Annotated in this window: 11 protein-coding genes and 4 tRNA genes; 8 read left to right on the top strand and 7 right to left on the bottom strand. The window is 44.5% G+C overall.

Annotated features, from left to right (window positions below):
* Nucleotides 1-25: 25 nt before the first annotated feature.
* The 3 genes from M0C34_RS05860 to M0C34_RS05870 form a co-directional block, all read right to left on the bottom strand.
* Entirely contained in the window at nucleotides 26-1,687 is a 1,662-nt protein-coding gene (locus tag M0C34_RS05860; RefSeq protein WP_248714717.1) for a methyl-accepting chemotaxis protein, read from the bottom strand.
* A 495-nt stretch (nucleotides 1,688-2,182) separates the two neighbouring features.
* The gene (locus M0C34_RS05865) at nucleotides 2,183-3,844 is read right to left on the bottom strand and encodes a methyl-accepting chemotaxis protein (protein ID WP_248714718.1); all 1,662 of its coding nucleotides are present in this window, start codon (nucleotides 3,842-3,844) and stop codon (nucleotides 2,183-2,185) included.
* 123 nt (nucleotides 3,845-3,967) lie between these two features.
* On the bottom strand, nucleotides 3,968-4,849 hold the full coding sequence (locus M0C34_RS05870) for a patatin-like phospholipase family protein (RefSeq protein WP_248714719.1): 882 nt from the start codon (nucleotides 4,847-4,849) through the stop codon (nucleotides 3,968-3,970).
* 125 nt (nucleotides 4,850-4,974) lie between these two features.
* On the opposite strand from M0C34_RS05870, the gene M0C34_RS05875 reads away from it, so the two are divergent.
* A complete protein-coding gene (locus M0C34_RS05875) occupies nucleotides 4,975-5,799 on the top strand; it encodes an endonuclease/exonuclease/phosphatase family protein (RefSeq protein ID WP_248714720.1) in 825 nt (274 codons plus the stop codon).
* Here M0C34_RS05875 and M0C34_RS05880 read toward each other — a convergent pair.
* Nucleotides 5,789-7,390, bottom strand: a complete 1,602-nt coding sequence (locus M0C34_RS05880) for a lytic transglycosylase (RefSeq protein WP_248714721.1) — start codon at nucleotides 7,388-7,390, stop codon at nucleotides 5,789-5,791. The two genes, M0C34_RS05875 and M0C34_RS05880, sit on opposite strands and share 11 nt — an antisense overlap.
* A 61-nt stretch (nucleotides 7,391-7,451) precedes the next feature.
* Nucleotides 7,452-8,222 carry a hydroxyacylglutathione hydrolase gene (gloB, locus tag M0C34_RS05885; RefSeq protein ID WP_248714722.1) on the bottom strand — a complete coding sequence of 257 codons (771 nt, stop codon included), beginning with the start codon at nucleotides 8,220-8,222 and terminating at the stop codon, nucleotides 7,452-7,454.
* Nucleotides 8,223-8,293: 71 nt separating this feature from the next.
* Here gloB and M0C34_RS05890 point away from each other — a divergent pair, with 71 nt between their 5' ends.
* From M0C34_RS05890 to M0C34_RS05920, 7 genes are all read left to right on the top strand, one after another.
* A complete protein-coding gene (locus M0C34_RS05890; protein ID WP_248714723.1) occupies nucleotides 8,294-9,010 on the top strand; it encodes a class I SAM-dependent methyltransferase in 717 nt (238 codons plus the stop codon).
* 248 nt (nucleotides 9,011-9,258) lie between these two features.
* Nucleotides 9,259-10,035, top strand: a complete 777-nt coding sequence (dnaQ, locus tag M0C34_RS05895; RefSeq protein ID WP_256469335.1) for a DNA polymerase III subunit epsilon — start codon at nucleotides 9,259-9,261, stop codon at nucleotides 10,033-10,035.
* 5 nt (nucleotides 10,036-10,040) lie between these two features.
* Nucleotides 10,041-11,294, top strand: coding sequence for a TIGR03503 family protein (locus M0C34_RS05900; RefSeq protein WP_248714724.1), 1,254 nt, complete (start codon nucleotides 10,041-10,043; stop codon nucleotides 11,292-11,294).
* A gap of 146 nt (nucleotides 11,295-11,440) precedes the next feature.
* Nucleotides 11,441-11,517: transfer RNA gene (locus M0C34_RS05905), tRNA-Asp, on the top strand.
* A gap of 36 nt (nucleotides 11,518-11,553) precedes the next feature.
* Nucleotides 11,554-11,630 (top strand) — tRNA-Asp (locus tag M0C34_RS05910).
* A gap of 23 nt (nucleotides 11,631-11,653) precedes the next feature.
* Nucleotides 11,654-11,730, top strand: a tRNA-Asp gene (locus M0C34_RS05915).
* 39 nt (nucleotides 11,731-11,769) lie between these two features.
* A tRNA-Asp gene (locus M0C34_RS05920) sits at nucleotides 11,770-11,846 on the top strand.
* Between the two features lie 97 nt (nucleotides 11,847-11,943).
* Here the strand turns inward: M0C34_RS05920 and M0C34_RS05925 are convergent.
* Both M0C34_RS05925 and fadE read right to left on the bottom strand, forming a co-directional pair.
* Entirely contained in the window at nucleotides 11,944-13,470 is a 1,527-nt protein-coding gene (locus M0C34_RS05925) for a DUF3369 domain-containing protein (RefSeq protein ID WP_248714725.1), read from the bottom strand.
* 125 nt (nucleotides 13,471-13,595) lie between these two features.
* Nucleotides 13,596-16,067 (bottom strand): acyl-CoA dehydrogenase FadE, encoded by a 2,472-nt coding sequence (gene fadE / locus M0C34_RS05930; protein WP_248714726.1) that lies wholly within the window; start codon nucleotides 16,065-16,067, stop codon nucleotides 13,596-13,598.
* Nucleotides 16,068-16,225: the final 158 nt, after the last annotated feature.

Raw genomic sequence — 16,225 nt, forward strand, 5'->3', positions numbered from 1 at the left:
GTGGCTTTTTAATGCCTAAGGCAAGCTATAGCGTAAAGCGTTTGACTAACTCTTCTAGTTGTTCTGCCCGTTCATTCAAGGTCAAACTACCCGCGCGATTTTCTTGGGCGAGTGAGGCTGATTGGCTCGATTGGTCGGCAATATGTACTACCCGCTGTGATATTTCTTGGCCTACATGGCTTTGTTCTTCGGTTGCGGTAGCAATCAGCGCATTCATATCCATAATGTGTTGAATCGACTCTTTAATGAGCTGAAGCGCATCACTGGCGGCGTTTGCACCACTTACGGCTTCGTCACTGCGACTTTGGCTACTATCCATTGCTGATACAGCTGCATCAGAGCCATTTTTTAAGCGCTCAATCATGGTATGAATTTCGCCAGTACTTTGCTGTGTGCGGCTAGCCAATTGTCGAACTTCATCAGCGACAACGGCAAACCCACGACCTTGTTCGCCAGCACGCGCGGCCTCAATAGCGGCGTTCAATGCTAATAAATTGGTTTGCTCGGCAATACCTTGAATGACGCCAAGCGCGGATGAAATATTTTGTACATCACTTTCAAGCTTGCCTATTACTTCACTGGCTTGGCCTATTTCATCGGCTAATTGCTGCACAGTACTTACCGCTGAACTTACCGTACTCATGGCTTGCCCGGCATTATTGTCCACTTCTTGAGCAGAGCTGGCGGCTTGGTTAGCGTTATCCGATACGTCATTGGCTGATGCGGTCATTTCTGTCATCGCGGTGGCCACTTGCTCGGTTTCTTCTCGTTGTTCAACCAACAATTTGTCAACGGTATTAGCACGATCTGACATTGATGATGTCTCGCTGGCCACATCGTGAGCCACTTTTCCCACCATGCCGATAATGTCATGGAGTAAAGCGATGAAGGCGTTGAAATTGGTGGCTAGCTGACCAAATTCGTGAACATAATTCGTATCTAAGCGCGCGCTAAGATCTGCATCACCAGAGGCTAAGCGGGCAAATGACTGATTTAAGTCTTGCAATGGTGCCATAATACTACGGTTGATAAAGTAACTAATGATCAAAGCGACACCTAATAATACCAAGCCGGTAAGCATGATAAATAGCATTGAAGACTGCAGGCTTTGTTTAGCGTGAGCCTCTAACTCGGCGATTATCGCAGTAACATCTTCGGTGTAAAAACCGGTGCCAATGTAGATATCCCACTTATCCAAATAGATAGCGTAACTTAGCTTTGCCAGTGCTTCATTACTGCTGGGTTTTGGAAAGTAGTAAGTGTAGTATTCTCCATTTTTAGACGCTTTGAGTAGGTCTCTAACAAGGTATTGGTTTTTTTTATCCTGTAATGACCAAAAGTTTTGACCTATACCCTTATCGCTTTTTCCGAGTAATACCCGAGTACCGGTCTTGTCGTAGCCAAACAGATAACCCGAGTCTCCATATTGTAGACGCTTAAGAATGGGCAGGGCGTCTTCAAAGCTCCCCCCTGATTCGTATATGTCTGCAATGGCTGAATAAGCTAAATCCATATAAGCTTTTAATTCAGCTTGTTTCATGGATAGCATGCTTTGCTCTGTTTGGGCAGACTGCGCTTGACTAAGTTCATTGGTTTCAGAGTAAGTCAGCAGCAAGATGCAGCTAGCCAGTATAAGAACCGGAGCTAAAGCTAACACTAAAAGGCGTTGACGGATGGTTAATGACATTGCAGATTCCCTCGCGATGACGTTTTGGTTACAAATTATTTATAATATTAGGGGAGGCTAACATAGTTGAAGATTGAGTTTTGTGAATCATAGCCATTCCCGCCTAAGCAATACCAAAGATAGGTAGATTTTTGTTGCTACATCTGAGCTTAATTGCATGGTGAACATATTTGGGCACGATACAGCTTAGAAAATGCCTTAACAGCCAACGTAGTTGCTGTCTCCAAATTAGCTATAAATAGCTAATGCGCTAATGTATTGAGGAGTTCTTATATCAGTATAGGCGGCAGTTGGTGTAGGGAGAGGGCATCTTGGGCTTAAGCCTTATAATTGTGATAAAGGCTCTGTTTTAACTGAGTTTATTGTCATTTTTTGAGCGGCTGCTTGTCTCGATTTTATCGCTCAATCGCCATTTAACAAGGAGATGATGTGGGCTTCGAATTATCACCTAACAGCCCTCACTAAATGAGGGCTGTTTATTCGTTGCTGTCAAGCTTACAAGGTGAAACGTTTGACTAACCCTTCTAGTTGTTCGGCTCGTTCATTGAGGTTTATGCTGCCGCTGCGGTTTTCTTGAGCTAAGGATGCCGACTGACTTGATTGATCTGCAATATGCACGATGCGTTGAGAAATTTCTTGGCCAACATGGCTTTGTTGTTCGGTCGCGGTGGCAATTAGCGCATTCATATCCATAATATGTTGTATCGATTGTTTGATTAATAACAAGGCCTCACTGGCCGCATTAGCGCCAGTAACCGCATCGCCACTGCGCCCTTGGCTGGTATCCATGGCAGATACCGCGGCGTCAGAGCCGCTTTTCAAGCGCTCAATCATAGTATGGATTTCGCCGGTACTTTGTTGAGTTCGGCTAGCTAATTGACGAACTTCATCAGCCACTACAGCAAATCCTCTGCCTTGTTCGCCGGCGCGAGCAGCCTCAATAGCAGCGTTTAATGCCAGTAGGTTGGTTTGTTCTGCGATTCCTTGAATCACGCTTAATGCCGATGAAATGTTTTGAACATCACCTTCGAGTTTGGCGATGACAGCACTGGCCTCACCTATTTCATTGGCTAAGGATTGTACCGTTTCTGCTGCACTGTTTACGGTGTTCATGGCTTGCTCGGCATTATTATCAACTTGCTGTGCTGACTCGGCAGCTTGGTTAGCATTGTCAGAAACATCATGGGCAGAGGCTGTCATTTCAGTCATTGCGGTCGCCACTTGTTCTGTTTCTTCGCGTTGCTCAACTAGCAGTTGGTCAACGGTATTTGCTCTGTTCGACATTGAAGATGTTTCATCGGCCACATCATGCGAAACCTTTCCAACCATGCTGATAATTTCATGTAGCAGTTCGATAAAGGCATTAAAGTTGGTTGCCAACTGGCCAAACTCATGCACGTAATCGGTTTTTAAGCGGGCACTTAGGTCAGCCTCGCCACTGGCCAGCTTTTCAAACGAGTGATTGAGATCTTGTAATGGGGCCATAATGCTTCGATTGATGAAGTAGCCAGTTATTAGGGCAAACCCGAGTAAAACGGCGGCGGTAAAGCAAATAAACACTAATGAGGCATCTAAACTGTCATTTGCATTGCTTTCAATTACCTCAATCATTTCTTCAACGTCATCGGTGTAAAACCCGGTACCGATCATCAGGTTCCAACGGTCCAAATACAGCGCGTAACTAAGCTTTGGTAGGGGTTCTGAAGCGCCCGGTTTAGGGAAATAGTAGGTATAGAACTCTCCTTTTTTTGACGCTTTAATCAGGTCTTGAATCAGGTATTGGCCTTGCTTATCTTGTAGTGACCAGAAGTTGTCGCCGATGCCTTTGTCAGAATTTCCAACAAATACTCTAAGCCCCTTATTGGTGTAGCCAAATACATAGCCTGTATCTCCATACTCAAGGCGCTTTAGCAGTGGTAATGCACTGTCTAAGCTTCCGCCGTTTTCGTAAATTTCGGAAATGGAGGAATAAGTCATGTCCATGAAGGCTTTAAGTTCTACCTTCTTCATATTTAACATGTTTTCTCGAGTTTCAGATGATTGCTCGTTGATTAATTTTTGAGTTTCAGTCACGGTGAGTACAAGGATACTAGCAGCCAAAATCAGCACTGGAGCAAGCGCTAAGAAAATTAAGCGTTGACGTATGGTTAGCGACATATTGATATTCCATTCAATAGTTAGTTAGCAATTTATTGTAAGTGTAGTCGCCTTAGTGTTGAATATTTTGCTGAGCTTTAAATCAATTCGTAAATGTGATCAAGACTTTGTTTTCAAAGCCAATTAAATGTTTTGATTGTTATCATTTCCAACAATGGCAGGAGCTGGGTGCTGCTGATGCCAAATTTTAGTGGGAACAATATCGAGTGCCGTTTTATAGCCAATATCAAACAATCGTAATTTATCTTTATCGCTTAAATGAAAATCTACAGGAGATGTATTACCGGTATTGACAACGATGGTTCGGTGCCAAAACTTCTCGTTGACGTACTCACGGGAAATAGTCGTCATAAAGGTACGAATAAGCAGTGAGATATAAGCGGCTAGAGGAAAGATACCGTTGGTTTGTAAAGGTTTTATATCGTTATCGCCACGTAAGCGAAAACAGATAACAGGGGTGCCGTCGGTGGCCCAGTCTTGATGTAAAGCATCTTCAGACAAAATGCTACCATCAACCATGAGATGATCTTGATAGGGCTTAAAAGAAAAAATAAGCGGGATCGACATTGAAAACCGCACCGCTCGAGATACTTTTTCATTGGGGGTTTTTATGGCATCAAACACGACTGGTGAACCTGAACGTACATCGGTAGCAACAACATGCAATTTCATTGGAAGATCTTTGAATCGAGCTCCTTGCAATAAATCATCTATCCAAGCTTCAAATTTGTCGCCGGAACACAAGCCTCCGTTTCGTAATAAACTGATGAGGGAGAAGCCCTTAAATTGCTCGAAATCGGTGTCTAATGCTATCGCTTTGATTTGCGCTACACTCATTCCGCTGGCAAATAGTGAACTGATAATACTCCCGCCAGATACGCCTACAATGTGAGTAAAGTCTACGTTGAGCTCTTTTAGGCCAGCCAAAATTCCGATGTGCGCGGGTAGGCGAGTTCCTCCTCCTGCAAAGATAGGTACTAAGGTTCTCGCCTCACTTGATTGCATTCGTCATTTCCTTGATTGATGATAGTTAAAGTATGTCGCATATTTTTGACATCGCTAGCCTTTATTGAAATAACTTAATTGCTTAATCAATAGCGGCTTCGTTTGGGGATATAGGTAGGTGTAGTTTGAAAAATAATTGGCGTGTTTTGCTTAGCAAGTTATTGCTATGTACCTTTTTATTGGTGACTAGTTGGCTAAGCCATGCACAATTGCCCGGCTGTAATAATCAAGCATTACAGTATACACCTCCATCACCTGACGCTATTCAGCGCTTAAACGATACTGAACCATTTACTATCGCAGTATGGAATAGTTACAAGGGACAACATGTTGACTGGCTAGCCACTTTTACAGCGATAAGCCAGCAAGCAGACTTCATTCTATTGCAAGAGGCAAGTCGTAAGCAGCTAGCTAGGTGGTCCGAAGGCCCTCGATGGCATCAGTACCAAGCCATAGCTTTTGAGTGGCTGGGTGATGGCTTAGGCGTGATGAATTTTGCCAAACAAGCCAGTATTCAAAGTTGTTTAGCGTTAAGCACAGAGCCATGGATCCGTGTACCTAAGTCTGCGTTATTACAGTTGTACCACTGGCAAGGGCAGGACCTGTTATTGATCAACGTGCATAGCATCAATTTTACCTTGAGTGAAGATGACTATATGAAGCAGTTACAACAGTTAGGTCCTTGGTTGGCAGCTTATGATGGCGCTATGGTGTTGGCGGGGGATTTCAATACTTGGAGCGAAGGCCGGCTATCGATTCTTGAACAATTTATCAGTGCTCACCAACTAAAAACCGTTAAGTTTAAGCCTGATGACCGAACGCGATTTTTCGGTAAGGCTCTGGACCACATCTTTTACCGAGGGCTCAGACTAAATAGTAGCCAAAGCGTTATTTCAGAAAGCTCTGATCATAACGCTTTATTAGCTAATTTTAGTTTGCTTAGGCGCTAACCTCTGCCACATTAATATGTAGTTTCAGCTTTTGGCCGGGTTGTAAGTAGTGACTTTTGCTTAAATCATTCCATTTAAGCAAGTCATTGACCGACACTTTGAACTTCTGAGCTATACGGGACAGCGAGTCACCATTTCTTACTTGGTAGGTGATCGTTTGAGTCCGTTCATCACTGGCGTTAGATTTTTTCCAAATAACCAGCTTTTTACCCGGCTTAAGCGTATCGGTTGGTGCCATACTATTCCAACTTGCAATATTGCGATGGTTGACTTTGTAGGTCTTAGCAATACTCCAAAAACTGTCGCCAGGTTTTACCGTATAGCTCATTTTAATATCGCCACGAGGTTTATTCTGCTTGGCCGCAAGTCGTTGGCTTTGACTTAAAGTGTAAGCGCTTTGGTCTCTAGATGACACGGGGACCAGTAGGTGATGGCCTGCCCTTATTCGAGTGCTATTGAGTTGATTCAGCTCTTTTATTTGTTGGCTAGTGGTATTGTAGCGCTTGGCTATAACACTCAAACTATCACCAGGTTTAACTTTATAGCGTGCCCACTGCATTCGGTCGCTTTTTGATAGTGACGCTAGGGCTATTTCAAAATTAGCGATACTTTTTACTGGTATCATTAAGTAATGAGGTCCGTCTGGAGCGGTAGCCCAGCGGTTAAAGCCTGGATTTAAACGGTGAAGCTCCTTAAGTTCTATGTCCGCTAAATCGGCTGCTAAGGCTAAGTCAATTTGGCTATGGGTATCTATTTTTTGAAAGTAAGGCTGGTTGCTTATCGCTGGAATATTTAACTGGTAGGCCTCTCGGTTTGTTAGCATTTGACTTAAGGCCAGTAATTTAGGCACATAGGCGCGAGTTTCTTTAGGTAAATCTAAAGACCAAAAATCGGTGGCTTTGCCCGCTTTTTGGTTCGCTCTTATCGCTCTTCTTACTCTACCTTCGCCAGAATTATAGGCCGCTAAAGCATGTAACCAATCGCCATCAAAAAACTTATTGAGATATTCTAGGTAGTCGAGCGCGGCATTTGTTGAGGCATATACGTCTCGACGTCCGTCATACCACCAGTTTTGTTGTAAGCCAAAACGCGTACCTGTACCGGGAATGATTTGCCACATACCTGCAGCTCTCCCATGAGAATAAGCAAAAGGTTGGAAGGCACTTTCAACAATCGGTAACAAGGCTAATTCAAGCGGCAGTTCACGACGTTCTATTTCTTCAACAATAAAAAATAAATAGGGGTTAGCGCGTTGTGACACCCGGTTCATATAATCGGGGTGTTTTAGAAACCAGTTTAACTGTGCTTGTAGGCGGCGGTTATTTTCAGGTAATGGAATGGATAACTGGTCTTCGATTCGAATCCACACGTCGTCGTAAACGACAGGGGCATTAACTAATTCAGCGTCGGTAGCTGTGGCTTGATCGGTGATTGACTGCGTGAGTGCCCGCTCGTCAGGTTTTGCTGCCTGAGCGTCTAATGGTTGAGTGGCGGGCTCTTCTACAGCCACCGCTGCATCTTGAGTGGTAGGTGTCGTCAGTTGGCAAGCGCCCAATAACAATGTAAAAAGGCCAACTATGAGCGCTTTCATGATCTATCCGTTTGGTGTTAATTAGCCGCTAATGGTATTGAGGTCAGCTTTAATTAGCAAGTCAGAAGCGGTCTTTCCATGATCTTAAACCTGCGAACACTTCTATCTCATTGTTTAGTGGTTGCATCAGCTCTAGTGCGACTGAATCACGAATACTATTTTCTCCACAACGTAAAAATGGATTGATAGCCAATTGCTCATTAAGGCTGGTGGGGAGGGTAGGCAGGCCCATTTGCCTTTGTTTGCTGACATGTTGTTGATATTTTTGTAGTGCAACATTGTCAGGTTCTACCGTTAAGGCAAATTGTAAGTTGGCCTGGGTATATTCATGGGCGGCATAGATGAGCACCTCGGGTGCTAATGCCTTAATTTTGCTCAGAGAGGTATGCATTTGCTTGGCGCTACCTTCAAACAGTCGGCCGCAGCCAGCGGAAAAAAGGGTATCACCTATAAAAAGGTGGTCATCTGCTAAATAGGCAACGTGATCTAGTGTATGCCCTGGCACTTCAATTACTCTTATCTTGCTTTGCAAGCCATTGGGCGTCAGTTTCACGCCACCCTTAACAACGGTATGAGAAAAGTGATAACGAGCGTTACTAGGCGCAAATACTTGGGCATGTGGATAGGCCGCCAATAAGGCCTCTACCCCCCCTATATGATCATTATGATGATGAGTAATCAGTATTGCACTTAATTGACAGTTCATATCAGCTAAGCGCTTTAACACTGGCTGCGCATCACCAGGATCGACTACGATACAATCGTTACAATCAGGCTCTTTTACTAACCAGATATAATTATCATTGAAGGCAGGAATATGGATGATTTGCATTATGATATCTCTGTCGTTAAAGTCGTTGGGACATTATTGCCTTAACTGCAGTAGATTGGTACGGGGAATTGATGAAACCGGCAAAAATACGCGATGTAATAGCCAGCCCAGACTTCTGGCAAGATCTGCCTCTAGGTGATTGGTTGATGGAGCAACAACAAAGCTTGCTTGATCAATATTTACCCGTGGCCTTTGGGTACCACATGCTTAAATTAGGCAATTTAAGTGCTCAGTTGAATTGTCATGCATCAATGATTCGTCATCAACTTAATGTTGCTAATAAAGGACATTTAGTTGGCTTAAGGGCTGAACCAGAACAATTGCCCTTTCAAGAGAGCAGTTTAGACCTTTGCTTATTAGCGCATTGTTTGGATTTTTCTAGAGACCCTCATCAAATTTTACGCGAAGTTGAGCGGGTTCTTACTGCCGATGGCTACGTTATTATTAGTGGCTTTAATCCCTTTAGTTTGGTCGGTTTACGTCGTTATTTTCCATTTCGCAAGCGTGGTATGCCGTGGTCTTGTCGAATGTTTACGCCTGCACGAGTAAAAGATTGGTTAAATTTATTAGGTTTTGAAATACTCAATGATGAGCGCTTCGCTTACACCTCATTTATTAACAGTCGCCCAGCGCCAAAGTGGTTTGAGCGTTGGGGGAAACGTTACTTCAGGGTCACTGCCTCGGCTTATTTTATCGTGGCAAGAAAGCGCCGGGCACCGCTCACGCCAATTAAAAAAGCGTGGCGAGTTAAACGTCGTATCTCGGTTCCTTCTTCTATAAGTGGTTAAAGGCGGGCTGTTGTTCTCCCTTAGCAACAGCCGGAGCATCTATCACTCATTATGCAGCCCGTTGATTTCCGTCATTTGCTGGTCTTGTTATTTATTCCCTGTTTGTTTACTTGATTGAGTCAAATGAAGTGGGTTTGGTTAGGCTTGCCCTTTTTGCGCTAATGAACACGATTAAACAAGTAAACTTCTTTTGGCATATCTTTGTTAAACTAGAGATATTATCCGCATAGTGTCGTATAGGAGCTATTTTGAGCCAAGCAAAGAACCACCGCTTAGTGGTATTTGATACAGAAACCACCGGTATGAATGATAGTGGTGGCCCCATTTATCAAGGCCACCGAGTGATTGAAATTGGTTGCGTAGAGGTGATTGACCGAAAGTTAACGGGCAATACTTTTCATGTTTATATCAACCCAGAACAATTAATTGACGAAGATGCGATACGTGTTCACGGTATTACCGATGAGTTCGTGGTTGATAAACCCTTATTTAGAGAAGTAGCCCGCGATTTCATTGAGTTTATTCGCGGAGCCGAGTTAGTGGCCCACAACGCAAACTTTGATATTAGCTTCCTAGATCACGAGTTTGCCATGATGTCTCGCACATTAACTCAAGCAATGCCTAAGTGTGCCGATATTTGTAGTATTACCGATTCGCTGTTGGTGGCACGACGCGGCGAATATAATAAACGAGAGATTCAATTAGCGGGTAATAAGCCTTTACCCGCTCGTAAAAATTTGGACTCTTTAAGTGACTATTATGGTGTAGATCGCTCTTCAAGAACCTATCACGGCGCTTTGCTTGATGCTGAGTTGTTGGCTGATGTTTTCCTGAAAATGACCGGCGGTCAAAATAAACTAAATTTGAAGCAAAAGGGGAGTGGTGATGGTGCAGGAGTACGACCTATTGACACCAACAGAGCTCCTTTAAAGGTAGTGTTTGCTACCGAGCAAGAGCTAGTGAATCATCAGGAACGTTTAGATTTGGTTGAAAAAAAGGGAGGCCAGTGTCTCTGGCGAAACTAATTATAATGATAAAAACAACCCTATGGTTATGCTTATGTTTAGTGTTACCACTGCAGGCTACAACGGTTTTTGAAAACCGGGATATTCCGCTAATCGACAACCGTTTTAGGCTAGATCATAGTATCGATAAAGCCACGTTTTTACTTTATCGAACTCCCGGTTCGCCCGCCGCAATATTGGTTCGCCCCGATGGAAGTAAAATTTACGCTTGGGACGTGCCCAAAAATGTGAGTTGGCTGGAAACAGACGAGTTAGACATTGTTACCATTGCTAACCCGATGCGCGGTCCTTGGCAAGCAGTGGCCGAAAATAAAGGGCGTAATAGGGTTCGTATACTCAGTGAAGTAGAACTCACCACAGACCCGATACCCCATCAACTCTATCAAGGTGAACGGCTTAAAATCACTGCTCGTTTAAGCACTAAAGGAGAGCGTATCGATTTAGAGCTCATGCTTAAAGAAGCGTTGATGAATATTGCGTTAATGCGCCAACAACTATCAGACGATCAACAGGTCGAAATAAGAAGGTTAGAGCTAGGCAAGTTTTATGATGACGGGAAAAATTATGATGAGTATCCCGACGACGGTATTTTTACTACTCATGTAAAGCTTGAGGCTCGCCCCGGTAAATACGAGATGGTGATTAGTACGCTCAACCAAGTGTTTACTCGTGCTCAACGTTCTCCGGTACTCATTTATCCTAATCCTGTGGCGATAAAAGTGATGTCGCCGAAAGATGAGGAGCGGCAAGCGCGGATGGCTTTGGTCATTGATACCGATGAACTCAAGCCTGAATCAGTGGTGATTAGTGGCAAGGTGTATAACAACGTTGGCTGGGAGCAGGCCTTTCAAACTTATGCGACGAGTGAGCAGTTTACCGTGGATTTGCCCACCCCAAAAGAACAAGGACGCTACCGCGTAATGGGCACCTTGCTGGCGACTACTCTGCAAAACAGAGAGATCGTGATTGATTTACCGGAAGAAGACTTTGTGATTTTACCGCCCCCCCCACCGCCACCAAAAGTTGTAGCGCCTATACCGGTCAAGGTCGAAGATCCTGGAATGTCTCTGTGGTTGATCATTTTGTTATCGGTTAGTGGGTTTTTAATACTCGTCGGTTCGGCGTTTGGCTTTATTTGGTGGAGAAAACGCAAAGCTTTTGCTGAAGCGTTAAAGGGAGCGCGTGAAGCTTCAGAAACCAGCGTGACTGCAGAACCTAAAATGGATGAGGCTGGTGGATTAAAGATGCCACCCGAGTGATTTTTTAACCGTTATGGCTAAAAGGTCATCGCTTTGGCTAAAACATCAGCGCTTGAACAGATTTTTAAAGAAATAAGGCAATTCTTTGTTGACTCACCATAGGCATAACCGTATTATCTGCGCCGCACCAGACGAGATGGTTCTGCGGAGTGGTAGTTCAGTTGGTTAGAATACCGGCCTGTCACGCCGGGGGTCGCGGGTTCGAGTCCCGTCCACTCCGCCAAGTCTGTTTAGTCTGTGTGTAATGTTTCGATGTAGCGGAGTGGTAGTTCAGTTGGTTAGAATACCGGCCTGTCACGCCGGGGGTCGCGGGTTCGAGTCCCGTCCACTCCGCCAACGACGAAACAATTTAATGCGTAGGAGTGGTAGTTCAGTTGGTTAGAATACCGGCCTGTCACGCCGGGGGTCGCGGGTTCGAGTCCCGTCCACTCCGCCAGCATTGAATAAGTAATACAATCGTGACGTTAGTATATGCGGAGTGGTAGTTCAGTTGGTTAGAATACCGGCCTGTCACGCCGGGGGTCGCGGGTTCGAGTCCCGTCCACTCCGCCACTACTAAACATAAGGCCTCGTTAATGCGAGGTTTTTTTGTATCTGGCGTTTAGTCAATGAGTACAAAGTACAGCGTGCCGCTGTACTTATACTGGTACTAGTCTTGGTATTTCTCGCGAATCGCAAGGAATTGCTCGAAATTATCGATGAGGCTGTCGACTAATTGAGGGTCAAATTGTAAGCCTCGTTGTTGTTTCAAATACTCTATAATTTCTTGGTCATTCCAAGCATTCTTGTAACAACGAATACTACCTAAAGCATCAAATACATCAGCAAGGGCTGTTAAACGCCCACAGAGAGGGATTTGCTCGCCTTGTAAGCCCTTTGGGTAACCCGAGCCATCCCACTTCTCATGGTGTGAACCAGCAATTTCAGAAGCCAGCTGCATGACCTCTATATTGGAACCACTTAGCATTCGTTCGCCAATCTCGGCGTGAGTCATCATTATTTCCCATTCGGCTTCGTCTAACTTACCGGGTTTATGCAGAATAGAATCAGGTATGGCTACTTTGCCGACATCATGCAATGGTGAAGCGAGCTTAAGTTTCTCAACCATTAACGGCGGAAGCCCTCTTTGCTCTGCTAACAGGGCCGTAAATAAGGACACTCGACGTACATGCATGCCGGATTCTTTGGAGCGTGTCTCAACAATTTCACCCAAACGATATAACACTTCCTTCTGGTTCTCTGTTATCACTTCATTGAGGCGTATGTTCTCTAAAGCGGCAATAATATTTTCGCTTAACAGATTGATAAAGTGATGCTCTGCTTGATTGAACGGAGTTTGACGGGTGATATAAAATAATAAGCTATGCGCAGTATTTTCACAGTAGACTGCTAAGGTGTTATGTTCAAAGATGTTTTTCTTGGTGCTGATAGCTTTATTGAAGAGTGCTTGCTGTGGTTGAGGGAAATCAGTCAATTGTTGCTGAAGCTCAGTAGGGCGTTGTGGGCCTTGGTAGGCGAGTAATTGTAGTTGGGTTGATTTGACTTTATAAGCAAACTGCTCAACGTGATAAATACAGCTATCTTCAATATCTAAAATAGCCGCTAATTGCTCTAAAGCGCCTTCCACAAAGGTAAATAACGCCGTTTTTTCGAAAATGCCACGTGATGCTCTAACCACTTTTTCTAAGCCTAACTTGTGTTTCTCTAAAGAGCAGATATCTCGGTAAGAACGTAAACTAGAGCGGATTAACGTGCGTAACTTTTGCGAGGTTAATTCGGTTTTATCTTTATAGTCATTAATATCATAGTTTTCGACAACTTCGTCTTCAGGGGCTTGACCTGGTTGCCCAGTGCGAAGCACGATACGGACACTTTGGTTATTCAATTGTTCTCTGATGTATTTGACTAGGCGCAACCCCGCGTCATCGGTTTCCATTACCACGTCGAGCAGTACTAAGGCGATATCGGGATGTTCAGTTAACACCGTTTTAGCTGCTGTAGCTGAATTTGCATGTAAAAATTGGATCGACTTATTATCAAACTCAAACTGAGATAAAGTCATGGTAGTAATGTCATGAACCTCGGGTTCATCATCAACAATTAGCAATTTCCATTGTTCTTTGAGTGGGCTTGTCGCGCTAACCGTATCATCTAGCACAAATATGTCGTTATTCATTCGCGTTCCGTGCTTCTTATTTTGTATAAGTAAAGAGTATTTTCAGCATAAATTCAATGTGTTGATTGTTTTATATATAAAAAAAGCGAGCCAACTTGGCTCGCTTTAACAAGGTGGGGGTGGACTTAGGCGACTGAATCTAGCTCGGTAGTACGCTGAGTCTTTGTAGCCTTGGTATTTTCCAGTTGTTGATGATCAAAGTCATCAACATTAATCGCGTTTAATCGGCCTTGCTCGGTCCGACGCATTAACGCCGCTTCTTGTTCAGTGATAGCCCCGAGTGCGAGCCCTTCTTCAGCAAGTTTGTCCAGTTGAGTGAATGGACGTTTTTCAGCTAAAGCCTTGCAGGTTTTTTCATAGATAGCTTCACAAGCGAGCACATCCTCTAAGGTTTGCTCTAACTCACCGTATACATTACCTGCCACTCTGCTGTCGAAACGCCCTTGTCCTACACGGTTACGAGTTTCACTAGGCTGCTGGAGTATGCGCGCTAGTTTATGGTCAAGTGCATCGCTTGGGGCATGCAGTGGAGTGCCCAATGGGAAAATAACCAAACGCATTAGTTTGCCCACAACTTGATTGGGAAAGTTACGTAATAACTCATCTAGAGCTGTTTGTAATTGATAGAGCGAGTCTTGCATACTCCAATGTAACAACGGTAAATCTTCGGCTTTTCTACCATCATCAGCAAAGCGTTTAAGGGCGGCAGAACAAAGATATAGCTGGCTTAGCATATCGCCAAGTCGCGCTGATACTCGTTCCTTGCGTTTTAGGTTTCCGCCCAACGTACCCATAGCAACATCAGACAATAATGCTAGATTGCTACTAAAACGGGTGAGTTGCTTATAGTACACCGCGGTTTGATCTGAAAAAGGGGTTTTAACCAGTTTATTGGCGCTGAGACCAAACCAGAAGCTGCGGATAAAGTTGCTAGTAGCAAAACCAAGGTGGCTAAATAGTGCCTTATCAAATTGTTGCAAACCTTGATTGAAATCTGGATGTTGAGTTGCTTCCATTTCGGCGAGGACATACGGGTGGCAACGAATCGCTCCTTGGCCATAAATAATCATACTTCGAGTAAGGATATTTGCACCTTCAACGGTGATGGCAATGGGGGCGCCTTGATATGAACGAGCCAAAAAGTTCTTGGGACCTAAGCAGATCCCCTTGCCGCCGACCACGTCCATCGCATCAATGCTGGCTCGTTGGCCGCGATGGGTTAGGTGGTATTTAACGATAGCGGTAATGACCGAGGGTTTCTCGCCAAGGTCAATTGCTGTAACGGTTAAATCCGAGGCGGCACCCATCATGTAGGCGTTACCCGCCAAGCGAGCTAAAGGCTCTTCAATACCTTCCATTTTACCAATCGGTAATTTGAATTGACGGCGAATGCGCGCATAGGCGCCAGTGGCTAATGCAGCATTTTTAATACCACCAGTGGCACTAGAAGGCAAAGTAATACCGCGGCCTACCGATAGACATTCCACCAACATGCGCCAGCCTTGGCCTGCCATCGCTTTGCCACCGATAATATAATCAATCGGAACAAATAAATCGTTGGCTTTCGTTGGGCCGTTCATAAACGGGATGTTAAGAGGGAAGTGACGGCGACCGACTTCGACGCCTTCAATATCGGTTGGGATTAAGGCACAAGTAATCCCCAACTCTTCTTGCCCACCTAATAAACCATCGGGGTCGGATAGTTTAAAGGCTAGCCCCAATATTGTGGCTACTGGCGCTAAAGTAATATAACGTTTGTTCCAAGTGATACGCATTCCGAGCACTTGCTCACCTTGCCACTCACCCATGCATACCACTCCAGCATCTGGAATCGAGCCTGCATCAGAGCCGGCTTCTGGGCTGGTTAAAGCAAAACACGGAATCTCTTTACCCTCTGCTAAGCGGGGTAAATAGTGGTCTTGCTGTTGTTTGGTTCCGTAGTGTTGTAGTAATTCACCTGGCCCTAATGAGTTGGGGACGCCTACGGTGCTCGACAATACAGCTGATATACTTGCTAGCTTTTGCAATACGCAAGACTGCGCATAAGCAGAAAACTCTAAACCGCCGTATTCTTTTTTGATGATCATGGCGAAAAACTTGTGCTCTTTTAAGAAATCCCAAATTTCCTCTGGTAAGTCGGCCAGCTCATGGGTGATCTCCCAATCATTTGTCATTGCGCATACTTGCTCTACCGGGCCATCCATAAAGGCTTGTTCTTCTGGGCTGAGGCGAGGGGCTGGGTAACTATGCAGGGTTTTCCAATTTGGCGCTCCGCGAAAAAGCTCTCCTTCCCACCAGGTGGTACCCGCATCAATGGCTTCTTTTTCTGTTCGAGACATTTCCGGCATGATTTTCTTGAACATGTTAAATAGTGGCTTAGAAATCAGTTGTTGCCTAAGTGGTTTGAAGTTTACACCGCCAACGACCACTAAATAGCCTAACCAGAAAAGCTCGCTAAATGGGGATATGGCACTGTAGCCAAGCAGCGCAGCTGTAATGACTAAGCTAAAGGCAATCAGTGAAGCTCGGAAATAGGCGAGCCCGCCCACTAATATCACAATGCCAACAATGGCCAACAACGGTAAGTAACTTAACATTTAAATCTCCTTGAACTTGGTTAGAGGTCCGACCTCTTTGGTTATTTGTAACGCATTGGTTACAAATGTTCAAGTGATTTACAAAATTACAACATATGGTTTGTGTATTATTCGCTTAACAAATTTGCTTTTAGCGCATTTAGAGCGCTGATTTGAAG

This window comes from Agarivorans sp. TSD2052, assembly GCF_023238625.1.
GTDB lineage: Bacteria > Pseudomonadota > Gammaproteobacteria > Enterobacterales > Celerinatantimonadaceae > Agarivorans.

What these genes read in the sequence shown, in the direction of transcription:
- M0C34_RS05925 (WP_248714725.1), bottom strand. Translation starts at nt 13,470, where the DNA reads ATGAATAACGACATATTTGTGCTAGATGATACGGTTAGCGCGACAAGC.
- M0C34_RS05880 (WP_248714721.1), bottom strand. Translation starts at nt 7,390, where the DNA reads ATGAAAGCGCTCATAGTTGGCCTTTTTACATTGTTATTGGGCGCTTGC.
- fadE (WP_248714726.1), bottom strand. Translation starts at nt 16,067, where the DNA reads ATGTTAAGTTACTTACCGTTGTTGGCCATTGTTGGCATTGTGATATTA.
- M0C34_RS05890 (WP_248714723.1), top strand. Translation starts at nt 8,294, where the DNA reads ATGAAACCGGCAAAAATACGCGATGTAATAGCCAGCCCAGACTTCTGG.
- M0C34_RS05865 (WP_248714718.1), bottom strand. Translation starts at nt 3,844, where the DNA reads ATGTCGCTAACCATACGTCAACGCTTAATTTTCTTAGCGCTTGCTCCA.
- M0C34_RS05870 (WP_248714719.1), bottom strand. Translation starts at nt 4,849, where the DNA reads ATGCAATCAAGTGAGGCGAGAACCTTAGTACCTATCTTTGCAGGAGGA.
- gloB (WP_248714722.1), bottom strand. Translation starts at nt 8,222, where the DNA reads ATGCAAATCATCCATATTCCTGCCTTCAATGATAATTATATCTGGTTA.
- M0C34_RS05860 (WP_248714717.1), bottom strand. Translation starts at nt 1,687, where the DNA reads ATGTCATTAACCATCCGTCAACGCCTTTTAGTGTTAGCTTTAGCTCCG.
- M0C34_RS05900 (WP_248714724.1), top strand. Translation starts at nt 10,041, where the DNA reads ATGATAAAAACAACCCTATGGTTATGCTTATGTTTAGTGTTACCACTG.